Genomic DNA, 15,695 nt, shown 5'->3' on the forward strand with positions numbered 1-15,695 from the left:
CACGTCGCCCTCGCGTATGCGGGGGCCTTTTTTGAAAGAGATCCCCGCGTTCGCGAGGATGACGATTAAGGTATTGATAATGACATTACACATCTACAACACACTGACCCGTACAAAAGAAGAGTTTAAGCCGATTAATCCTGAGGCTGTCGGCATGTATGTCTGTGGGCCAACTGTTTATGATTTTGCCCATATCGGTAATGCCCGTCCGGTGATTGTGTTTGATGTGCTCTATCGTTTGCTCAAGACCATCTATCCCAAGGTGACATACGTGCGCAACATCACGGATGTGGATGACAAGATCAATGCCAAGGCAAAAGAAACGGGTGAAGATATCCGCACCATTACGGAGCGCACAGCAGCCATGTTCCATCAGGATATGGCTGCGCTCAATGCAGGGAACCCGGATATTGAGCCGCGTGCCACCGAACATATCGCGGAAATGATCGAGATGATTGAGCGTTTGATCGAAAACGGTAATGCCTATGCCGCAGATGGTCATGTGCTGTTTCATGTACCGAGTATGGCGCAATATGGGGCACTGTCTGGTCGTAACATGGAAGATATGATTGCCGGTGCCCGCGTTGAAGTGGCCTCTTATAAAAAAGACCCGGCGGACTTTGTTCTGTGGAAACCGTCAGAAGATGATATTCCGGGCTGGGATAGCCCGTGGGGGCGTGGTCGTCCAGGCTGGCATATTGAATGTTCTGCCATGAGCCGTAAATATCTGGGGGATACCTTTGATATTCATGGTGGTGGGCATGACCTGATTTTCCCACATCACGAAAATGAAATTGCCCAAAGCTGCTGTGCCAACAAGACTGAAAAAATTGCCAATTACTGGATGCACAACGGCCATTTGATGGTTGAAGGTGAGAAAATGTCCAAGTCCTTGGGCAATTTCTTTACGGTGCATGACCTGTTGGAAGACGTTCCCGGTGAGGCCCTGCGTTTTTACATGTTGTCGGCGCAATATCGCTCCCCCTTTGATTTTACCAAGGAAGGGGTGAATGAAGCGAAATTGACTCTGGATCGTTTCTATACAGCCTTGCGCCAGACAGAAGGGGTAGAAGCCGCTGAAGTCGAAGCCCCGGCAAATTTCCTTGCGGCTTTGAAAGATGACCTGAACACCCCGCTGGCGATTTCGATTCTCCATGAATTGTTGAGTGCGCTGAACAAGAATGCTACAGCTGAGAATAAGGGGAAGCTGATGGCCGCTGCCCAAATTCTTGGTGTTTTACAACAGGATGTGGATAGCTGGTTGAAGGGGGGCACACAAAATGCCTCTGGCCTTGATGAAGCTGAAATTGAGCGTATGATTGTTGAACGCCAGGAAGCAAAGGCCAATAAAGACTTTGCAACAGCAGACCAAATTCGAGACGAACTGGATGCCCAGGGTATTGTCTTGGAAGATGGCGCCGGTGGAACCAACTGGAAACGCAAGTAGGACGAAAGGAAAGGTCGATGAGGATGAAGCCCTATAGTCTGCTTCTTTTGATCGGTCTTTTGTGTTCTTTTACATCCTCTCTTTATGCGCAAACCCTGTCTATCGGTGTGGGCCTGTCCAAGCCCCCTTATGTGATTCAGGACTTAAATGCGGGCATGGAATATGAGGTTATTCAGCGCTCACTTGAAATTGCGGGCTATAAGATGCAACCCAAATATATGCCGTTGAAACGCATTACATATGCATTAAATGGCGGGGCACTGGATGGGGGCATGCATATGCGTTCCCATATGAAGGTCGATGGTTTTTTCTCTGCTGAGGTCATGACCTATCGCAACTATGGCGTTACCTTGAAGTCTTCTGCTTTAAAAATTACGGATATTGGCGATTTACGCCACCATAGCGTGGTGGCCTTCCAAAATGCCCATAAGGTGTTGGGAAAAGCCTTTCATAGTGCCGTAAAGGCAAATAAACAATATAGCGAACTGGCCAATCAGGAATTGCAGGTTCGACTGTTGGCTGCTGGTCGTAAGCAGGTCGTGGTCTCTGATTTTCGGATTTTCTTACATTTTAAAAAGAAGGTGGAAGCGGAACTCGGGCGGAAAATCGAGGTCCAGTTTCATGAACTTTTCCCCCCCTCATCTTATCGGGTGGCCTTTCGTCGCAAAGATATTCGAGACCGTTTTGATCAGGCACTGGCGTCTTTAAGGCAATCGGGTGAATATGAGAAAATTCTAGCAAAATATATTTCCCCGGATGATCTTGCGGGATTGACCCGATAAGAAAATCACATATTTCTCGAAAAATATGGTCTAAACCTTTTATAGTGATAACAGGCTTCAATTTGTTGGGGGTTCTGGTGGGGTATCTTCGTTTTATTTGTCTGGTATGTGCGCTGGGTGTTGTCTTCCCTGCGTTTGAGAGTATGGCCCAACAAAATACGGATGCGTTTCATGCGGATAAACCATGGCGCAAAAAGCCGGACGAGAAGAAAAAGAAAGCGAAGAAAAAAGCATCAGACCTTAAAAAATTCAAGACAATGGCCCGTGATTTATTGGGACGTCCTCATTGGAGTGAGAGATTTCTTAATCTGTTGGATCAAGAGGCCCCTAAAATTGCAGTTCATCCCTTTAAGGAAGATGAGTTACCGATTTCGTTGGAAGAGGCTCAAATCTATGTCGATGGCTTTACCCGTGCCTTGGTTAAACAGGCCGGGGACCGTTATGCGATTGTAGGGCGCAAGGAATTGGGGGCGGTGATCCATGATATCAATGAAATGGGGACGCGCAGTGACAGTATTAACCCGCTGGGGGATTTGATCAGCCGTGCCCGTTCTGATTTGTTGGCGGTGGGGGAACTCAGCCTGAAAGGGGAGAAAATTATCCTGTCTTACAAGCTGGTGGAAACAGAAACCGGGCGTATTGTTTCAGCCAGTCAAAAATCATTTAAACGTAAGGCGGGGGAAATCCAAGAAGCAGGTGGGCTGTCATTAAACGGGGCCGCGCAAAAAGCAGCGTCCGTTCTCATGCGCGATGTGGTGAACCCCCGTAAAATCATGGTGCAAGGATTACGCTATCAGACCAGTGGGGTGCATACTTCCTTTGGGCGTTATTTTATGGGGACGCTGGGCGATGCGTTTCGCAGGCAAGGGGCAAGTGGGCCGCGCAATATCAATGACTTTGATATCAGTGAGTTTGTTGTGGAAGAAGAGCAATTTCGCGGTTTAAAGCTCGCCAGTGGCAGTGTGGAAAGCCACCGTCTGGAGCGACATAAACGTGATTATGTTCTTAAAGGAACGTATTGGGTCTTTGATCAATGGGTTGAGGTTCGCCTGACGTTGATCGGGCAGGGCGGGACGTCTGTTTCCTGGCGGGGGCGTGTGATTAAAAGTGAAATTCCGGCCAATCTCGATTTGATCCCACCTCCTGCGCCCATTGAGGAAGAGGCCCGCAAGCCGATTGGGCCGATGAACCTGTATTTATCCAGTAACAAGGGGGAGAATCCGCTTTTCAAGGTCGGCCAGAAAATGGTGCTGGCCTTAAGAGTGGATCAGGATGCCTATGTCAGCTGTTATTATTTGCAGGCAGATCATCAGATTTTCAGAATTTTTCCCAATCCATTTGTGACGTCCCACAAAATGAATGGTGGCTTTACACAGAAAATTCCAGCAGCAGGCATGCCGTTTTCGTTTGAATTTACACCTCCGACAGGGGTTGAGGCGGTGAAATGTTTTGCGCTGGACCGCGATGCGTTGCTCGAGGTTGGTCGGCAAATAGGAAAGGCTGCGTTCGAACCTTTATCCCTGACAACAGAAAGGGAATTAACCAAGGTCTATCGCAGCCTTCCAAATGTGGCGTTAAGCGAGGCATCGCTTATTGTGACGGTCCAGTAATCTAGTCGTCGTAAGACACCAAGGCATCAAAGGGCACACCATTAAGGCGCTCACGTCCATTGAGGAACGTCAGTTCAATCATGCTGGCCGTACCGACCACTTCGGCTCCGGCATCTTTAAACAGCTTAATCGCTGCTTCCATAGTGCCACCTGTGGCGAGAAGATCGTCCAGAATAACAACGCGCTGGCCCGGTTTTACACAGTCGACCTGAATTTCAATGGTGTTGGAACCATATTCCAGATCGTAATCATATGTGATGGTTTTACCGGGCAGTTTGCCTTTTTTACGAACCATGGTAAAGCCAAGGCCGAGCTTAAGGGCAAGCGGTGCTGCGACCAAAAAACCACGGGCATCAAGGCCAGCTAGAATATCGGGCTGATGGCGACTGACAATTTTCGCCATACGCCCCATGGCAACCTGCCAGGCATCAGGATGTGCCAGCAGGGTGGAAATATCATAAAATAAAATGCCCGGTTTCGGAAAATCAGGAATACCGCGAATATGGTCTTTCAGGTCCATGTCTGCCCCCAGTTTATAGTGAATGGCCCCATCATAGTCAGGGAGGCAAACGGTGTCATTCAAAAAACTTTGGTCAAAACCGGGGATGTGCCTATACTGCCTTGTTATGGTTATGTTGAGAAAAGGAAGAAAGTCGTGATCTATCGTCCCGTTGTTTTGGGTTTTTCTGCCTTTCTTCTGGCAATGACTTTTGTGAGTTTCTCTGTGCAGGCCAGCCAGATGTTTATTACCATTGGGACGGCTGGTGTAACCGGGGTGTATTATCCGACAGGTGGGGCCATTTGCCGTTTGGTGAATAAAGGGCGCAAAGAGCATGGTATTCGTTGTTCTGTGGAATCAACGGATGGTTCAGCACATAACATTACCTCTATTCGTGAAAATGACCTGAACTTTGGGGTGGCACAATCAGATGTGCAGGCCGCAGCTTGGCTAGGGACCCATTCCTTTGAAAAAGCAGGGAAATATAAAGACCTGCGTGCTGTCTTTTCTGTCCATGGAGAGCCCTTGCAGTTGGTGGTACGCAAGGATGCGGGCATTGACCGGTTTGAAGATGTTAAAGGCAAGCGGGTGAATTTAGGCAATCCGGATTCAGGCCAACGTGAAACCATGATGCGTATACTGGGGCATTTGGGATGGTCGAAAAAAGATTTCTCTTATGTTGGCGGGTTGAAATCGGCGGAACAGTCCAAGGCGTTGTGTAATAATCAGCTGGATGCGGTGTTTTTTACAGCAGGTATTCCAAACGGATCGGTGAAAGAGGCTACGACATCGTGTGAGACAAAACTGATTTCATTGACTGGGCCATGGGTTGATGGCTTTTTGAAAAAATATCCGCAATATTCCAAAGCGGTGATCCCGGCGCGAACGTATCGTGGAACAGATGTTGATATTCAGACATTTGGGCCAAAGGCAACGGTGGTGTCTTCAACCGATACCGATGATGAAGTCGTGTATCAGATTGTCCGTTCGGTTATGGAAAATTTCACGTCTTTCAAGCGGTTGCACCCGGCTTTCAAGAATGTAGAGAAATCAAAAATGATCAAAGATGGTTTGTCCGCCCCGTTGCATAAAGGAGCCTTGCGCTATTACAAGGAAGCCGGGTTAATCAAATAATCCGCTATTTTTTGATGCGTTCAATCGGCAGATTAAAGGGTGGGCGCAGTTTATCCGTGACTTTGGCAAGAGCCTTGCCACAAATAAGGTCACTTCCCAAATCAATCATGTGAGCGAGCTGCTCACGGCTTTTAAGCCCAAAGGTATAAAGCTTTTGGCCCTGTTGGTTTGCCTGTGTTCGCAATCGAGTGATTGTTTCTTCTGAGATCGCCTGATCGGGACGCGATTGTTTTAAATCAACCCCAATCCAGTCAATGCCCTTGAGCGTGAGTTCCTGTTTATGGTGCCCTAAAAAGGCCAGCGCCAAGATCTGTTTTTTCAATTTGATCAGAACGGCCTGTAAGGATTTGTTGTTCCATTTCCCATCATCAATGATTTCTAAAATAAGGTAGCCTTTGCGCAGATTATCGGTGAAACGTGTTAATGTTTCCAAAAAGACCGCCAGATTTTCACCTCTGAGGGAGGAAGAATGAACCGGGACGAAAACAGGGGTCTGCACCCGTTTGCTGATCATCGGGAACAGGCTTTTGGCTGTTTCCTGTAAAACACGCAGGTCAATTTTCAGGCGGTCTTGGGTAGAGCTGTAGCCGGAATAGGCGCTTAACCCTTCGATTTTACGCTGGTCTGCGGCGACATAACATAAGGTCGCACGATAGATATGCAGGCTTTGTTTCTTTTTGTCCCAACAGGGTTGGTAATTAAAAAGATATTGGGGTTTTTGCAGGGTGATATCAACATTAGGTTTAGCTGCCTGATTTTCTTGTGCGATGGCCTGCCAGTTTGGGTCTCGTGGGCGTGCTTCACAGCCTTCTACCTGCTGTTTTTGCCAGTCCGGGTCAGCCCCACATAAGTTATCTAAATTCTGTTGTTCCCAGTTTGTATTGACCTCGGCATTTTCAAGCTGTTGTTTTTCCCAATCTGTTTTGGCTTCTTCATGTTCCCACTTTTTCTTTTGCCAGGCGAGCTTTTCAGCATCTTCATCATCCTGACCAGGATCAATTTTTTTACCGTCTTCATCGTGGACGCCTTTACCGGCGGTAATACCGTCACGCCCAGCGGCTTCCAACAGTTCGATATCAAGAGTGCCGTCTTCGTTAAAGGCATCGGCGAGATCCACATCGGCAACACGAACCAAGGGGCGGCGCGAGCCATCAAAGCGTTCACCGATGATCTTGAAACCGATTTCTTCTGCAATCTCAAAGGATCGCGCTTGGGCTTCGACTTCTGAAAGTTTGGGAAACAGCATGACATAGATTTCTTTACTGCGATGTTCCCAGCGGTTGCCGGGGCCAATTCTGTCACGCAAGACCCCTTCGGTCAGCATAAAGATTTTATCTTCACGGGCATCCCAGGTATCGCCAAGAACCTTATGAAATTCCGTTAAACTGAGAATATGAAGTTTACCCAGGTCTTCCGTTTCTTCCTGATTGGCAAAGTCTTCGATGCTGACGGAGATGTCTTCAGACAGAAAACCATCGTCTTCAATACGGACAAGTGAGCGCTGGTTGCCTTTCCCCGTTATTAATCGTTTTGCTTTTTTCACCCACTTGAACACGAATTTTCTACCTTATAAATGCGCTTCTTTCCTGTTTGTTTAGCAGGTTGTTTAGAACAGGAAAAGAGCGAAGACGGATAAGCAGTCCTCGCTCTTTGTAGATTTTCATTCAATCTGAAGTTAACGGCGGTATTCTTCTGGCAGGAACAAGAGGCCATCACTCTCTTCTCCGGCCGCATTATGGCATTCAAAACAGAAATTCATCCCGCTGGAATTTGTTCCCTTTGTTTGCCCCCAAAGACTGCCATCGGCATTGATCATGGTGTATTTCCAGTCCATCGAGGCTGCATTCCAGCCTGTGGGCATTTTTTCCATCATAAAGAGGGGGCCGATGTCTGCACTGCCATCTGTTTTGCCAACAATGGTGGGTTTTGCAATGATTGAACCTGCGGGCAATTGGCCAGCTTCTTCCCATTTGGCATAATCTTTCCCTGTGTCGTTAACGATATTGACGAGGTAGCGATCCCCATGGGTACTGGATTGATAAGGGTTTTTGGTGACATTGATCCAGTCAAAGAACTGGGCAGCAGCCGGGATATTGGACAGGGCGTAGGTGGTTCTCATGGTTGCAACAAGACGGTCCCATTCAGCTGTGGCCTGAGCATCGCTTAATTCAGCAGGTTGTGCTGCTGCACATGGGTTGGCGGCACACGGATTTGCAGCGCATGGGTTTGCCGCACACGGGTTCTTAGCAGCGCATGGATTTTTCGGAGCGCATGGGTTTGCTGCACACGGGTTCTTGGCAGCGCATGGATTTTTTGGAGCACATGGGTTTGCCGCACACGGGTTCTTGGCAGCACACGGATTTTTTGCGCAGCAAGGATTTTCCATACAGGCTTTGGCAGCGCAAGGGTTTGCCTGGGCAGGGGGGATGGTGCCCAGGCTCGCAAAACCAATTCCGAGCCCAAGGGCAATAGGTGAAAGTGAACTACAGAAAAGCATTTTGCGATAGGTCATGGTACCTCCAGGGAAGAGTAGGATGGGAAATGTCTTGGAAAATACTATGCGCCTTTCAAGGAGAAGGGTCTTTAAACAAAGCCCTCACAAGTGATCAATAAAATGTGATGAACAGCTATGCCTGATCGGGTTATACTGCTTTAGAGTCAGGGCTCTAGAGCGTAATGAGGATAGAATGCGTGTAGATTTTTCTAATGTATCAACGGATCGTTTGAAAAAAATGCTTCGTGCTGGGCGGGAAGTGTCCGATTGTCAGCGTGTTCTGTCAAAGGTAGGGGAAAATATTGTTTCTGACCTGTTGAAAGGCAGTGATACCTTTTATCAGATGAACCATTACCCGGAAGGCGATGTTTATGACCATGAAACCCATGGTCAGTATTATTATCATGCTCATCGCAACGGTGAACATGGTCACTTCCATTTGTTCTTGCGCCCCAAAGGGATGCCGGAAGGTGTCCTGCCTGCCCCGCTGGATGATTATGAAAAACCATCAGGTGTGAATGACGCCTTGAGCCACTTAATTGCGATTTCCATGGATTCATTTGGGGCAGCACAAGGGCTGTTTACCACCAATCGGTGGGTGACGGCAGAATATTGGTATGATCATGAAGACGTCATTAAAATGCTGGATCATTTTGATATTGACCATGCCATTCCGTCCTGGCCTGCAAACCGTTGGGTCGGGGCGATTGTTCAGCTTTATTATCCACAGATTTGTGAGTTGCTCCGTATTCGTGACGAGGTGATTGTAGACTGGGCCAATGAACACCCCGAAGATAATGCTTATGAAGATCGCCGTTTGGAAATCACCTCGGAAATTGACTGTAATGTGGATTATCAAGTCGCTTTGATTGAGGAAGAGCTGGCGAAACGTTCAAGCTAAACTATATAATGTGGCTGATAATAAATTAAGAAAGCAGCCCTCATGCGCCATTTTGCCCAAGATGCCCCCAAACAGACGGGTCCCAGAAATGACTGGAGAACCTTAAAAACACTTCTTCCCTATCTGTGGCCGAAGAATGCGACCAACTTGCGAGTTCGTGTGCTGATTGCCTTGTTGTTACTGGCCGCAGCCAAGGCGACCAACGTATCGGTGCCTCTTTTTTACAAAGAAGTCGTTGATGCTTTAAGTCTGGGGGAAGAGGCAGGCGTGATTGTGGTACCGGTGATGTTACTCATTGCCTATGGTCTGGCCCGTGTGATGGCGCAAGCCTTTGGGGAATTGCGCGATGCGGTCTTTGCCCGTGTGGCCCAGCGTGCCATTCGCGATGTGGCGCTTAAAACCTTTGAACATCTTCATCGTTTGGCTTTGCGTTTTCATGTGCAACGCCAAACAGGGGGCTTGAGCCGTTCCATTGAACGCGGCACCAAGGGGATTGATTTCCTTCTTAATTTTATGTTGTTCAACATATTGCCCACTTTGTTGGAAATTGTGCTGGTTTGCGGCATTTTATGGGTGCTTTATGACTGGACCTTCGCGGTTGTCACCTTTGGCACCATTGCCAGCTATATTGCCTGGACCTTGATTGTGACGGAATGGCGGATCAAATATCGCCGGACCATGAATAAAAGTGATAACGAAGCCAATACCAAAGCGATTGATTCCTTGCTCAATTTCGAAACGGTGAAATATTTCACCAATGAAGAGCATGAGGCCCGGCGTTATGACGTGGCCTTACGCGAATTTGAAGAAGCCTCCATTAAATCAAAAGTGACCCTCAGTCTGCTTAATATCGGGCAAGGGGCGATTATTTCTGTTGGTTTGACAGCCGTGATGTTGATGGCAGGCTATGGTGTGCAAGACGGTTCCATGACATTGGGGGATTTCGTGCTGGTGAACAGTTATCTCATTCAGCTCTATATGCCACTCAACTTCCTGGGCTTTGTCTATCGTGAGATTAAGCAATCCCTGACTGATATGGAACATATGTTTGCCTTGCTGGATCAGGAAGCGGAAATCGCTGATCAAGACGGGGCGATTGACTTGCCTCAGGGTGGTGGGGATGTGCGCTTTGAAAATGTATCCTTTGCCTATGATGAACGCCGCCCGATTTTAAAAGGGGTGAATTTCCATGTGCCTGCGGGGAAGACCACGGCAATTGTGGGCTCCAGCGGGGCGGGGAAATCAACCCTGTCACGCTTGCTTTTTCGTTTTTATGACGTTTCAAACGGGGCGGTGAAAATTGATGGGGCGGATATTCGTGATGTCAAACAGCATGCGTTGCGTTCTGCCATTGGTATTGTGCCCCAAGATACCGTCTTATTTAACGATACAGTCTATTACAATATCGCCTATGGCCGACCGGATGCCACACCGGGGGAGGTGGAAGAAGCCGCCAAACTGGCACGTATTCATGATTTCATTATGGATTTGCCCGATGGGTACAACACCATTGTGGGCGAACGTGGCTTGAAGCTTTCCGGTGGGGAAAAACAACGTGTTGCTATTGCGCGCACCATCCTTAAACGTCCACGTATCTTGTTGTTTGATGAAGCGACTTCGGCGCTGGATACCCATACGGAAAAAGAAATTCAGGTGTCTTTGCGTGAAGTGTCCAGTGGCTTAACCACCCTTGTTATTGCCCACCGTTTGTCCACTGTGGTGGATGCCGATGAGATTATTGTGCTGGATCAAGGCGAGATTATTGAACGGGGCAGTCATGGGGCTTTGCTGGCGCTGGAGGGGGCTTATGCTTCCATGTGGGCAAAACAGCAAGAAGCCGCCTTGGCGATGGAGACTTTGGAAAAGGTCGGGGAGATCAAAGACGAACTGTCATTCCAAACTTGATTTGGAATCCAGAATCCCCTTCAAAGTTTAATTGGATCCTCGTATCAAGTACGAGGATGACGGGATTTAGCTGATAAAAAAATGCCCCTCTTGTCGGGAAAGAGGGGCAAGGTTTGGGGAGAGTTATCTTTAATAGTTGGCCGGATGTACGGTGGAGTCTTCGGGCAAAGGCTCTTCATCTCGTACATAATGGGCCACCGGGCGCGGCGCTGCTGGTTCCAACCGATCGGGAGGTGAGGGCGTGTCAAATCGGCTGGGATGAGGGCCATAGTAATTAACCAACCTGGCCGCGTCCCGGTGAACTGGTTCGCTGAAACATTGGATGGAGCCGAGTTGCTTGTAACAATATCTCGGTTCCCAGTCATAGACGGCCTCTTCGTATTTATCGACATAGCCGCATGCCGCCAACAAAGTTAAGCCGCCTATCACCGCTCCTAGCTTCAACGCTCTAATCATTTTTCATCTCCTCTTCCCTGTTTTTATTTTTTAAGGTGTCACCCCTGCCTTTAGGGCAGGGGCCCGTTTTATTTTTATGGGTTCCTTTTTAGGAATGACGGTTCTCTTATGCCTAAGAGTAAAGCAAAGGGGATGCCAAAAAAGAAAAGGGGCTGTTAAAAAGTTAACAACCCCTTAAAATTCAAATGGTTAATAAAGTGTTTACGAATTTACATCGACCAGGATACGTCCCTGTGTTTCCCCTTTAAGGATTTTTTTGCCTACCTCGGGCAGTTCAGACAGGCAAATTGTGCTGCTCATGCCATCCAGTTTGTCCATGGGCAGCTCGTTAACCAGTCGGTTCCAGGCAGTGACGCGTTTGTCATAAGGGCAGGTTGCGCTATCAATGCCTTGCAGGGTGATCCCGCGCATCAAAAACGGTAAAACTGTTGTGTTAAGCTCGTTCGACGCCGCCAACCCGACAGAGGCACAACAGCTCCAGTATTTTAAGGTTGCCAGAACGTGATGCAGGGTTGGGCCGCCCACATTATCAATGGCCCCAATCCACTTTTCACCCCCTAGTGGTCCACGTGGGCCTTCTTCCAGTTCGCTTCGCGGCACAATGGTGGTGGCCCCCAGTCCGATGAGGTAGTTATGGGAACTTTCTGATCCGGTTGAAGCCGCAACCTGATAGCCAAGGCGTGATAAAATAGCCACAGCAATGGAACCCACGCCACCAGAAGCCCCTGTTACCAGCACTTCGCCGTCTTGTTTGGGGTCAAGGCCATGATCTTCCAGTGCCATGACCGAGAGCATGGCGGTATAACCGGCTGTTCCAATTTCCATGGCGCGTTTGGTGGAGATTTCTTCTGGCAAGGGGACCAGCCAGTCGGCTTTCACACGGGCCTTTTGGGCATAACCACCCCAATGGATTTCGCCTACACGCCAGCCATTAAGTACCACACGATCACCGGGTTTATAGCGATCATCTTCTGATTGTTCGACCGTGCCGGCAAAATCAATACCTGGGACATGGGGGTATTGTTTGACCAGTTTGACCAGCCCGTTCATGATCAAGCCATCCTTATAGTTCAGGGTGGAATAATCCACCTTCACTAGAACTTCGCCAGCAGGTAGGTCATCTTCGCTGATGGATTGGATGCCAATGGACATATCTTCATTGAGTTGGAGCGCGTTAAAAGCCATGGGAGCCTCTCTCTGTTCATTCTTTATTCGACTTAAAATCAACGATATAGAATGTTCGGGGTACGATCAATCTGTTTAAGCGAATCTTATGCTGGATTAGAAATGGTAATTATCTGGGGTAATTTCATTTCAAATAAAAGGTTTGGATTGTTTCTCTATTTCAAAAGTGACGGGTTTTGCCTGCTTTTAAATTGAAATATGACAGTTTCTTGACTTCTTGGTTAAGTCTTCGCAGAGTTGACCTTCCATTCATGTCCTTCAATCCATACATCAAAGATATGACAAAAGATTTTCCAGCCCTTGAGGTCACAGACATCCATAAATCCTTTGGTGAACTTGAGGTGCTGAAAGGCATTTCACTGACCGCCCATTATGGTGATGTGATTTCCATTATCGGATCATCTGGTTCCGGTAAAAGCACGTTCCTGCGTTGCCTCAATTTGCTGGAGCGTCCCACCAAAGGGGCGATTTCAGTAGCCGGTGAGCCCATGAAGCTGAAACGGGAAAAAGATGGTCAGTTGGGGGCGGCAGATAAAAAACAGATCACGCGGCTACGCTCTGAAATCGGGTTTGTTTTCCAAAGCTTTAATCTCTGGTCTCATATGGATTTGATGGAAAATATCATCGAAGGCCCAGTGCAGGTTAAAGGGATTTCCAGGAAAGAAGCCATCGAAAAAGCAGAAGGGCTGCTGCAAAAAGTGGGGCTTTATGAGCGAAAAGGTCATTTCCCTGCCCAGCTTTCAGGCGGGCAGCAACAACGTGCGGCCATTGCGCGTGCACTGGCGATGGAACCGGAACTTTTATTATTTGACGAACCAACCTCAGCCTTGGACCCGGAGCTGGTGGGCGAAGTGTTGAAAGTCATGCAGATGCTGGCGGAAGAAGGGCGCACCATGTTGGTTGTGACCCACGAGATGGGTTTTGCCCGTGAAGTTTCCAGCCATGTGATGTATCTGCATCAAGGGCAGGTGGAAGAGTTTGGACCACCTCAAGAGGTTTTTGAAAACCCGAAATCCGAACGTATGAAACAATTCATCAGTACGGAACTTTAATAAAAATCCGGCTGGTTAGGGACAAACAAGCAATCATCTATAACGGGAGATTTTCTCACATGAAAAAAATTGCAATCGCATTGGCTGCTGTACTCGGCCTTGGTATTTCTGTCGCAGATGCTGGCGACAAGCTGCGTATCGGGACAGAAGGGGCTTACCCTCCGTTCAACGGTATTGACAAAGCGGGCAAAGCCTTTGGTTTTGACGTGGATATTGCCAATGCGCTGTGTGCCGAAATGAAAGTGGAATGTGAAATTGTTGCGCCGCTGGAATGGGATTCCATCCTTATTGGTTTGAAGAAAAAGAAATATGATGCGGTTGTAGCATCCATGTCCATTACCGAAGAACGCAAAAAAGCGGTGAACTTCACTATTCCTTATTATTCCAACAATCTGACGATGGTGGCGAAAAAAGGCTCCGGCTTTAAACCGCATATGCTGCGTGGGAAAAATATCGGTGCGCAACGTGCAACGATTGCGGCGAACTATGTGACTGATAGCATGATGGGCGTGAATGCCAAACTGTATGACACGCAGGAAAATGCCTATCTTGATCTGGCTTCTGGTCGCATTGAAGTGCTCGTCTCTGATAAGCTGCCAGCCTATGACTGGTTGCGTTCTGATGCCGGTCAGGGCTTTGAATTCCTGGGGAAAGCCATTGACGTAAATGACAAGATCGGCATTGCGGTGCGCAAGAAAGACAATGATTTGCGTGAAAAGCTGAATGCTGCGATTAAGGCAATTGTCGCCAATGGTACATACGCCAAGATCAACGAGAAATATTTCCCGTTCTCTATTTACTAAGACGATTACATGTCGCCCTCACCCATGTGGGGGCGATGGTTTACACGGGATAGAGACATGATCGACCTACAAGGATTTGGCCCGCAGATTGCCATGGGTGCCTGGATGACCGTTCAGGTGGCTTTAGGTGGTTTGGTGATTGGTTTGGTCTGTGGCCTGTTGGGGGCTGCGGCCAAGCTGTCATCATATCGTATGCTGCGTGGTATCGGGAAAAGCTATACCACGGTTGTGCGCGGCATTCCTGAAATCCTTGTGGTCTTGTTGGTCTATTTCGGTGGTGAAGATATCATCAACCGCATTGCTGAAAATGTCGGTTATGATGATTATATCGAGATCAATGTGTTTGTCGCAGGCATTTGCGCATTGGGCCTGTCCTTTGGGGCCTATGCGACTGAGGTGTTTCGCGGGGCTATTCAGTCGGTTCCAGCAGGCCAGATTGAAGCTGGCGTTGCCATGGGCATGCGTTCAGGCCAAATTTTCTGGCGCATTACATTGCCGCAGGCCATGCGCCTTGCCATTCCAGGGTTGGGCAACCTGTTTCAGGTCTTGCTCAAAGATACCTCTTTGGTCTCGCTGATTTCACTGCCTGAATTGATGCGTACATCGGGTATTGCCATCAGTAATACCAAGGAACCTTTTACCTTTTATTTTGTTGCCGCCCTGATTTATCTGGCCATTACCTCTGTTGTGATGATCGGGCAGCTTTATGCTGAACGATGGGCTAACCGGGGTGTGAAGAGGGCCACGTCATGAATTGGGAAGAAATCTTTATTGCCCTTCCCAAATTGATGGACGGGGCCTGGCTGACATTGGAACTGGTGCTGATTGCCTGTCTTGTCGGTTTTGTGATTGCCATACCTGTGGCCCTGATGCGGGCCTCGCAGAACTGGTGGGTGCGCAATATTCCACTGGTTTACACTTTTTTCTTTCGCGGGACGCCGTTGCTGGTGCAGTTGTTCCTGTTCTATTACGGGGCAGCACAGTTTGAAGCGGTGCGTGAAAGCATTTTTTGGTCGGTGCTGAAAGAGGCTTATTGGTGCGCTTTAATCGTCTTTGCCTTGAATACCGGGGCCTATACGGCTGAGATTTTCCGTGGTGCCATTCAGGCGGTTCCACATGGGGAGGTTGAAGCCGGTGTTGCCATTGGCATGAATAAATTTACGCTTTATCGTCGCATCGTCCTGCCCCGTGCGATCCGTATGGCCCTGCCTGCTTATGGGAATGAGATTATCCTCATGATCAAAAGTTCAGCACTGGCTTATACAATTACACTGTTGGACCTGACAGGGGTGACACGCACCATTATCGCACGCAACTATCTTGCCATTGAGATGTATTTTGCCGCAGGCGTGATCTATCTGTTGATGACCTTTATCTTCATCCAAATCTGGATGCGGGTGGAAAAGCGTTTGTTGCGTTTTCAATAA

Annotated in this window: 14 protein-coding genes; 10 read left to right on the plus strand and 4 right to left on the minus strand. The window is 48.3% G+C overall.

What is annotated here, in order from left to right; all coding sequences use genetic code 11:
* Window positions 1–79: 79 nt before the first annotated feature.
* The 3 genes from cysS to E4K71_RS02125 all read left to right on the plus strand — a co-directional run bounded on the left by cysS (window position 80) and on the right by E4K71_RS02125 (window position 3,839).
* On the plus strand, window positions 80–1,447 hold the full coding sequence (cysS, locus tag E4K71_RS02115) for a cysteine--tRNA ligase (protein ID WP_135075867.1): 1,368 nt from the start codon (window positions 80–82) through the stop codon (window positions 1,445–1,447).
* Between the two features lie 23 nt (window positions 1,448–1,470).
* A complete protein-coding gene (locus E4K71_RS02120) occupies window positions 1,471–2,229 on the plus strand; it encodes a transporter substrate-binding domain-containing protein (protein WP_167730210.1) in 759 nt (252 codons plus the stop codon).
* A 77-nt stretch (window positions 2,230–2,306) separates the two neighbouring features.
* Window positions 2,307–3,839, plus strand: coding sequence for a DUF4384 domain-containing protein (locus E4K71_RS02125; RefSeq protein WP_135075873.1), 1,533 nt, complete (start codon window positions 2,307–2,309; stop codon window positions 3,837–3,839).
* Window position 3,840: 1 nt separating this feature from the next.
* Here the strand turns inward: E4K71_RS02125 and E4K71_RS02130 are convergent, their stop codons facing one another.
* Entirely contained in the window at window positions 3,841–4,359 is a 519-nt protein-coding gene (locus E4K71_RS02130) for an adenine phosphoribosyltransferase (protein ID WP_135081948.1), read from the minus strand.
* A gap of 135 nt (window positions 4,360–4,494) precedes the next feature.
* Here E4K71_RS02130 and E4K71_RS02135 point away from each other — a divergent pair, with 135 nt between their 5' ends.
* Window positions 4,495–5,472: a TAXI family TRAP transporter solute-binding subunit gene (locus E4K71_RS02135; RefSeq protein WP_240796861.1), complete on the plus strand. Its 978-nt coding sequence runs from the start codon at window positions 4,495–4,497 to the stop codon at window positions 5,470–5,472.
* Between the two features lie 4 nt (window positions 5,473–5,476).
* Here E4K71_RS02135 and E4K71_RS02140 read toward each other — a convergent pair whose 3' ends face one another.
* Both E4K71_RS02140 and E4K71_RS18325 read right to left on the minus strand, forming a co-directional pair.
* Window positions 5,477–7,027 carry a hypothetical protein gene (locus E4K71_RS02140; protein ID WP_135075876.1) on the minus strand — a complete coding sequence of 517 codons (1,551 nt, stop codon included), beginning with the start codon at window positions 7,025–7,027 and terminating at the stop codon, window positions 5,477–5,479.
* Between the two features lie 120 nt (window positions 7,028–7,147).
* Window positions 7,148–7,984 (minus strand): hypothetical protein, encoded by an 837-nt coding sequence (locus E4K71_RS18325; RefSeq protein ID WP_206201940.1) that lies wholly within the window; start codon window positions 7,982–7,984, stop codon window positions 7,148–7,150.
* 175 nt (window positions 7,985–8,159) lie between these two features.
* Here E4K71_RS18325 and E4K71_RS02150 point away from each other — a divergent pair, with 175 nt between their 5' ends.
* Complete coding sequence (locus E4K71_RS02150) at window positions 8,160–8,867, plus strand: hypothetical protein (protein ID WP_135075878.1); 708 nt, start codon at window positions 8,160–8,162, stop codon at window positions 8,865–8,867.
* A 42-nt stretch (window positions 8,868–8,909) separates the two neighbouring features.
* Window positions 8,910–10,772 carry an ABC transporter ATP-binding protein/permease gene (locus tag E4K71_RS02155; protein ID WP_135075881.1) on the plus strand — a complete coding sequence of 621 codons (1,863 nt, stop codon included), beginning with the start codon at window positions 8,910–8,912 and terminating at the stop codon, window positions 10,770–10,772.
* Window positions 10,773–11,429: 657 nt separating this feature from the next.
* Here the strand turns inward: E4K71_RS02155 and E4K71_RS02160 are convergent.
* Window positions 11,430–12,413, minus strand: a complete 984-nt coding sequence (locus E4K71_RS02160; protein WP_135075884.1) for an MDR family oxidoreductase — start codon at window positions 12,411–12,413, stop codon at window positions 11,430–11,432.
* A 278-nt stretch (window positions 12,414–12,691) separates the two neighbouring features.
* Here E4K71_RS02160 and E4K71_RS02165 point away from each other — a divergent pair, with 278 nt between their 5' ends.
* The 4 genes from E4K71_RS02165 to E4K71_RS02180 are packed head-to-tail and all read left to right on the plus strand — an operon-like array spanning window position 12,692 to window position 15,695.
* Window positions 12,692–13,465: an ATP-binding cassette domain-containing protein gene (locus E4K71_RS02165; RefSeq protein WP_135075887.1), complete on the plus strand. Its 774-nt coding sequence runs from the start codon at window positions 12,692–12,694 to the stop codon at window positions 13,463–13,465.
* A gap of 59 nt (window positions 13,466–13,524) precedes the next feature.
* Complete coding sequence (locus E4K71_RS02170) at window positions 13,525–14,268, plus strand: transporter substrate-binding domain-containing protein (protein WP_135075890.1); 744 nt, start codon at window positions 13,525–13,527, stop codon at window positions 14,266–14,268.
* Window positions 14,269–14,325: 57 nt separating this feature from the next.
* Window positions 14,326–15,021 (plus strand): ABC transporter permease, encoded by a 696-nt coding sequence (locus E4K71_RS02175; RefSeq protein WP_135075893.1) that lies wholly within the window; start codon window positions 14,326–14,328, stop codon window positions 15,019–15,021.
* Window positions 15,018–15,695 (plus strand): ABC transporter permease, encoded by a 678-nt coding sequence (locus E4K71_RS02180; RefSeq protein WP_135075896.1) that lies wholly within the window; start codon window positions 15,018–15,020, stop codon window positions 15,693–15,695. Before E4K71_RS02175 ends, E4K71_RS02180 begins: the two co-directional genes overlap by 4 nt.

This window comes from Terasakiella sp. SH-1 (genome assembly GCF_004564135.1).
Taxonomy (GTDB): domain Bacteria; phylum Pseudomonadota; class Alphaproteobacteria; order Rhodospirillales; family Terasakiellaceae; genus Terasakiella.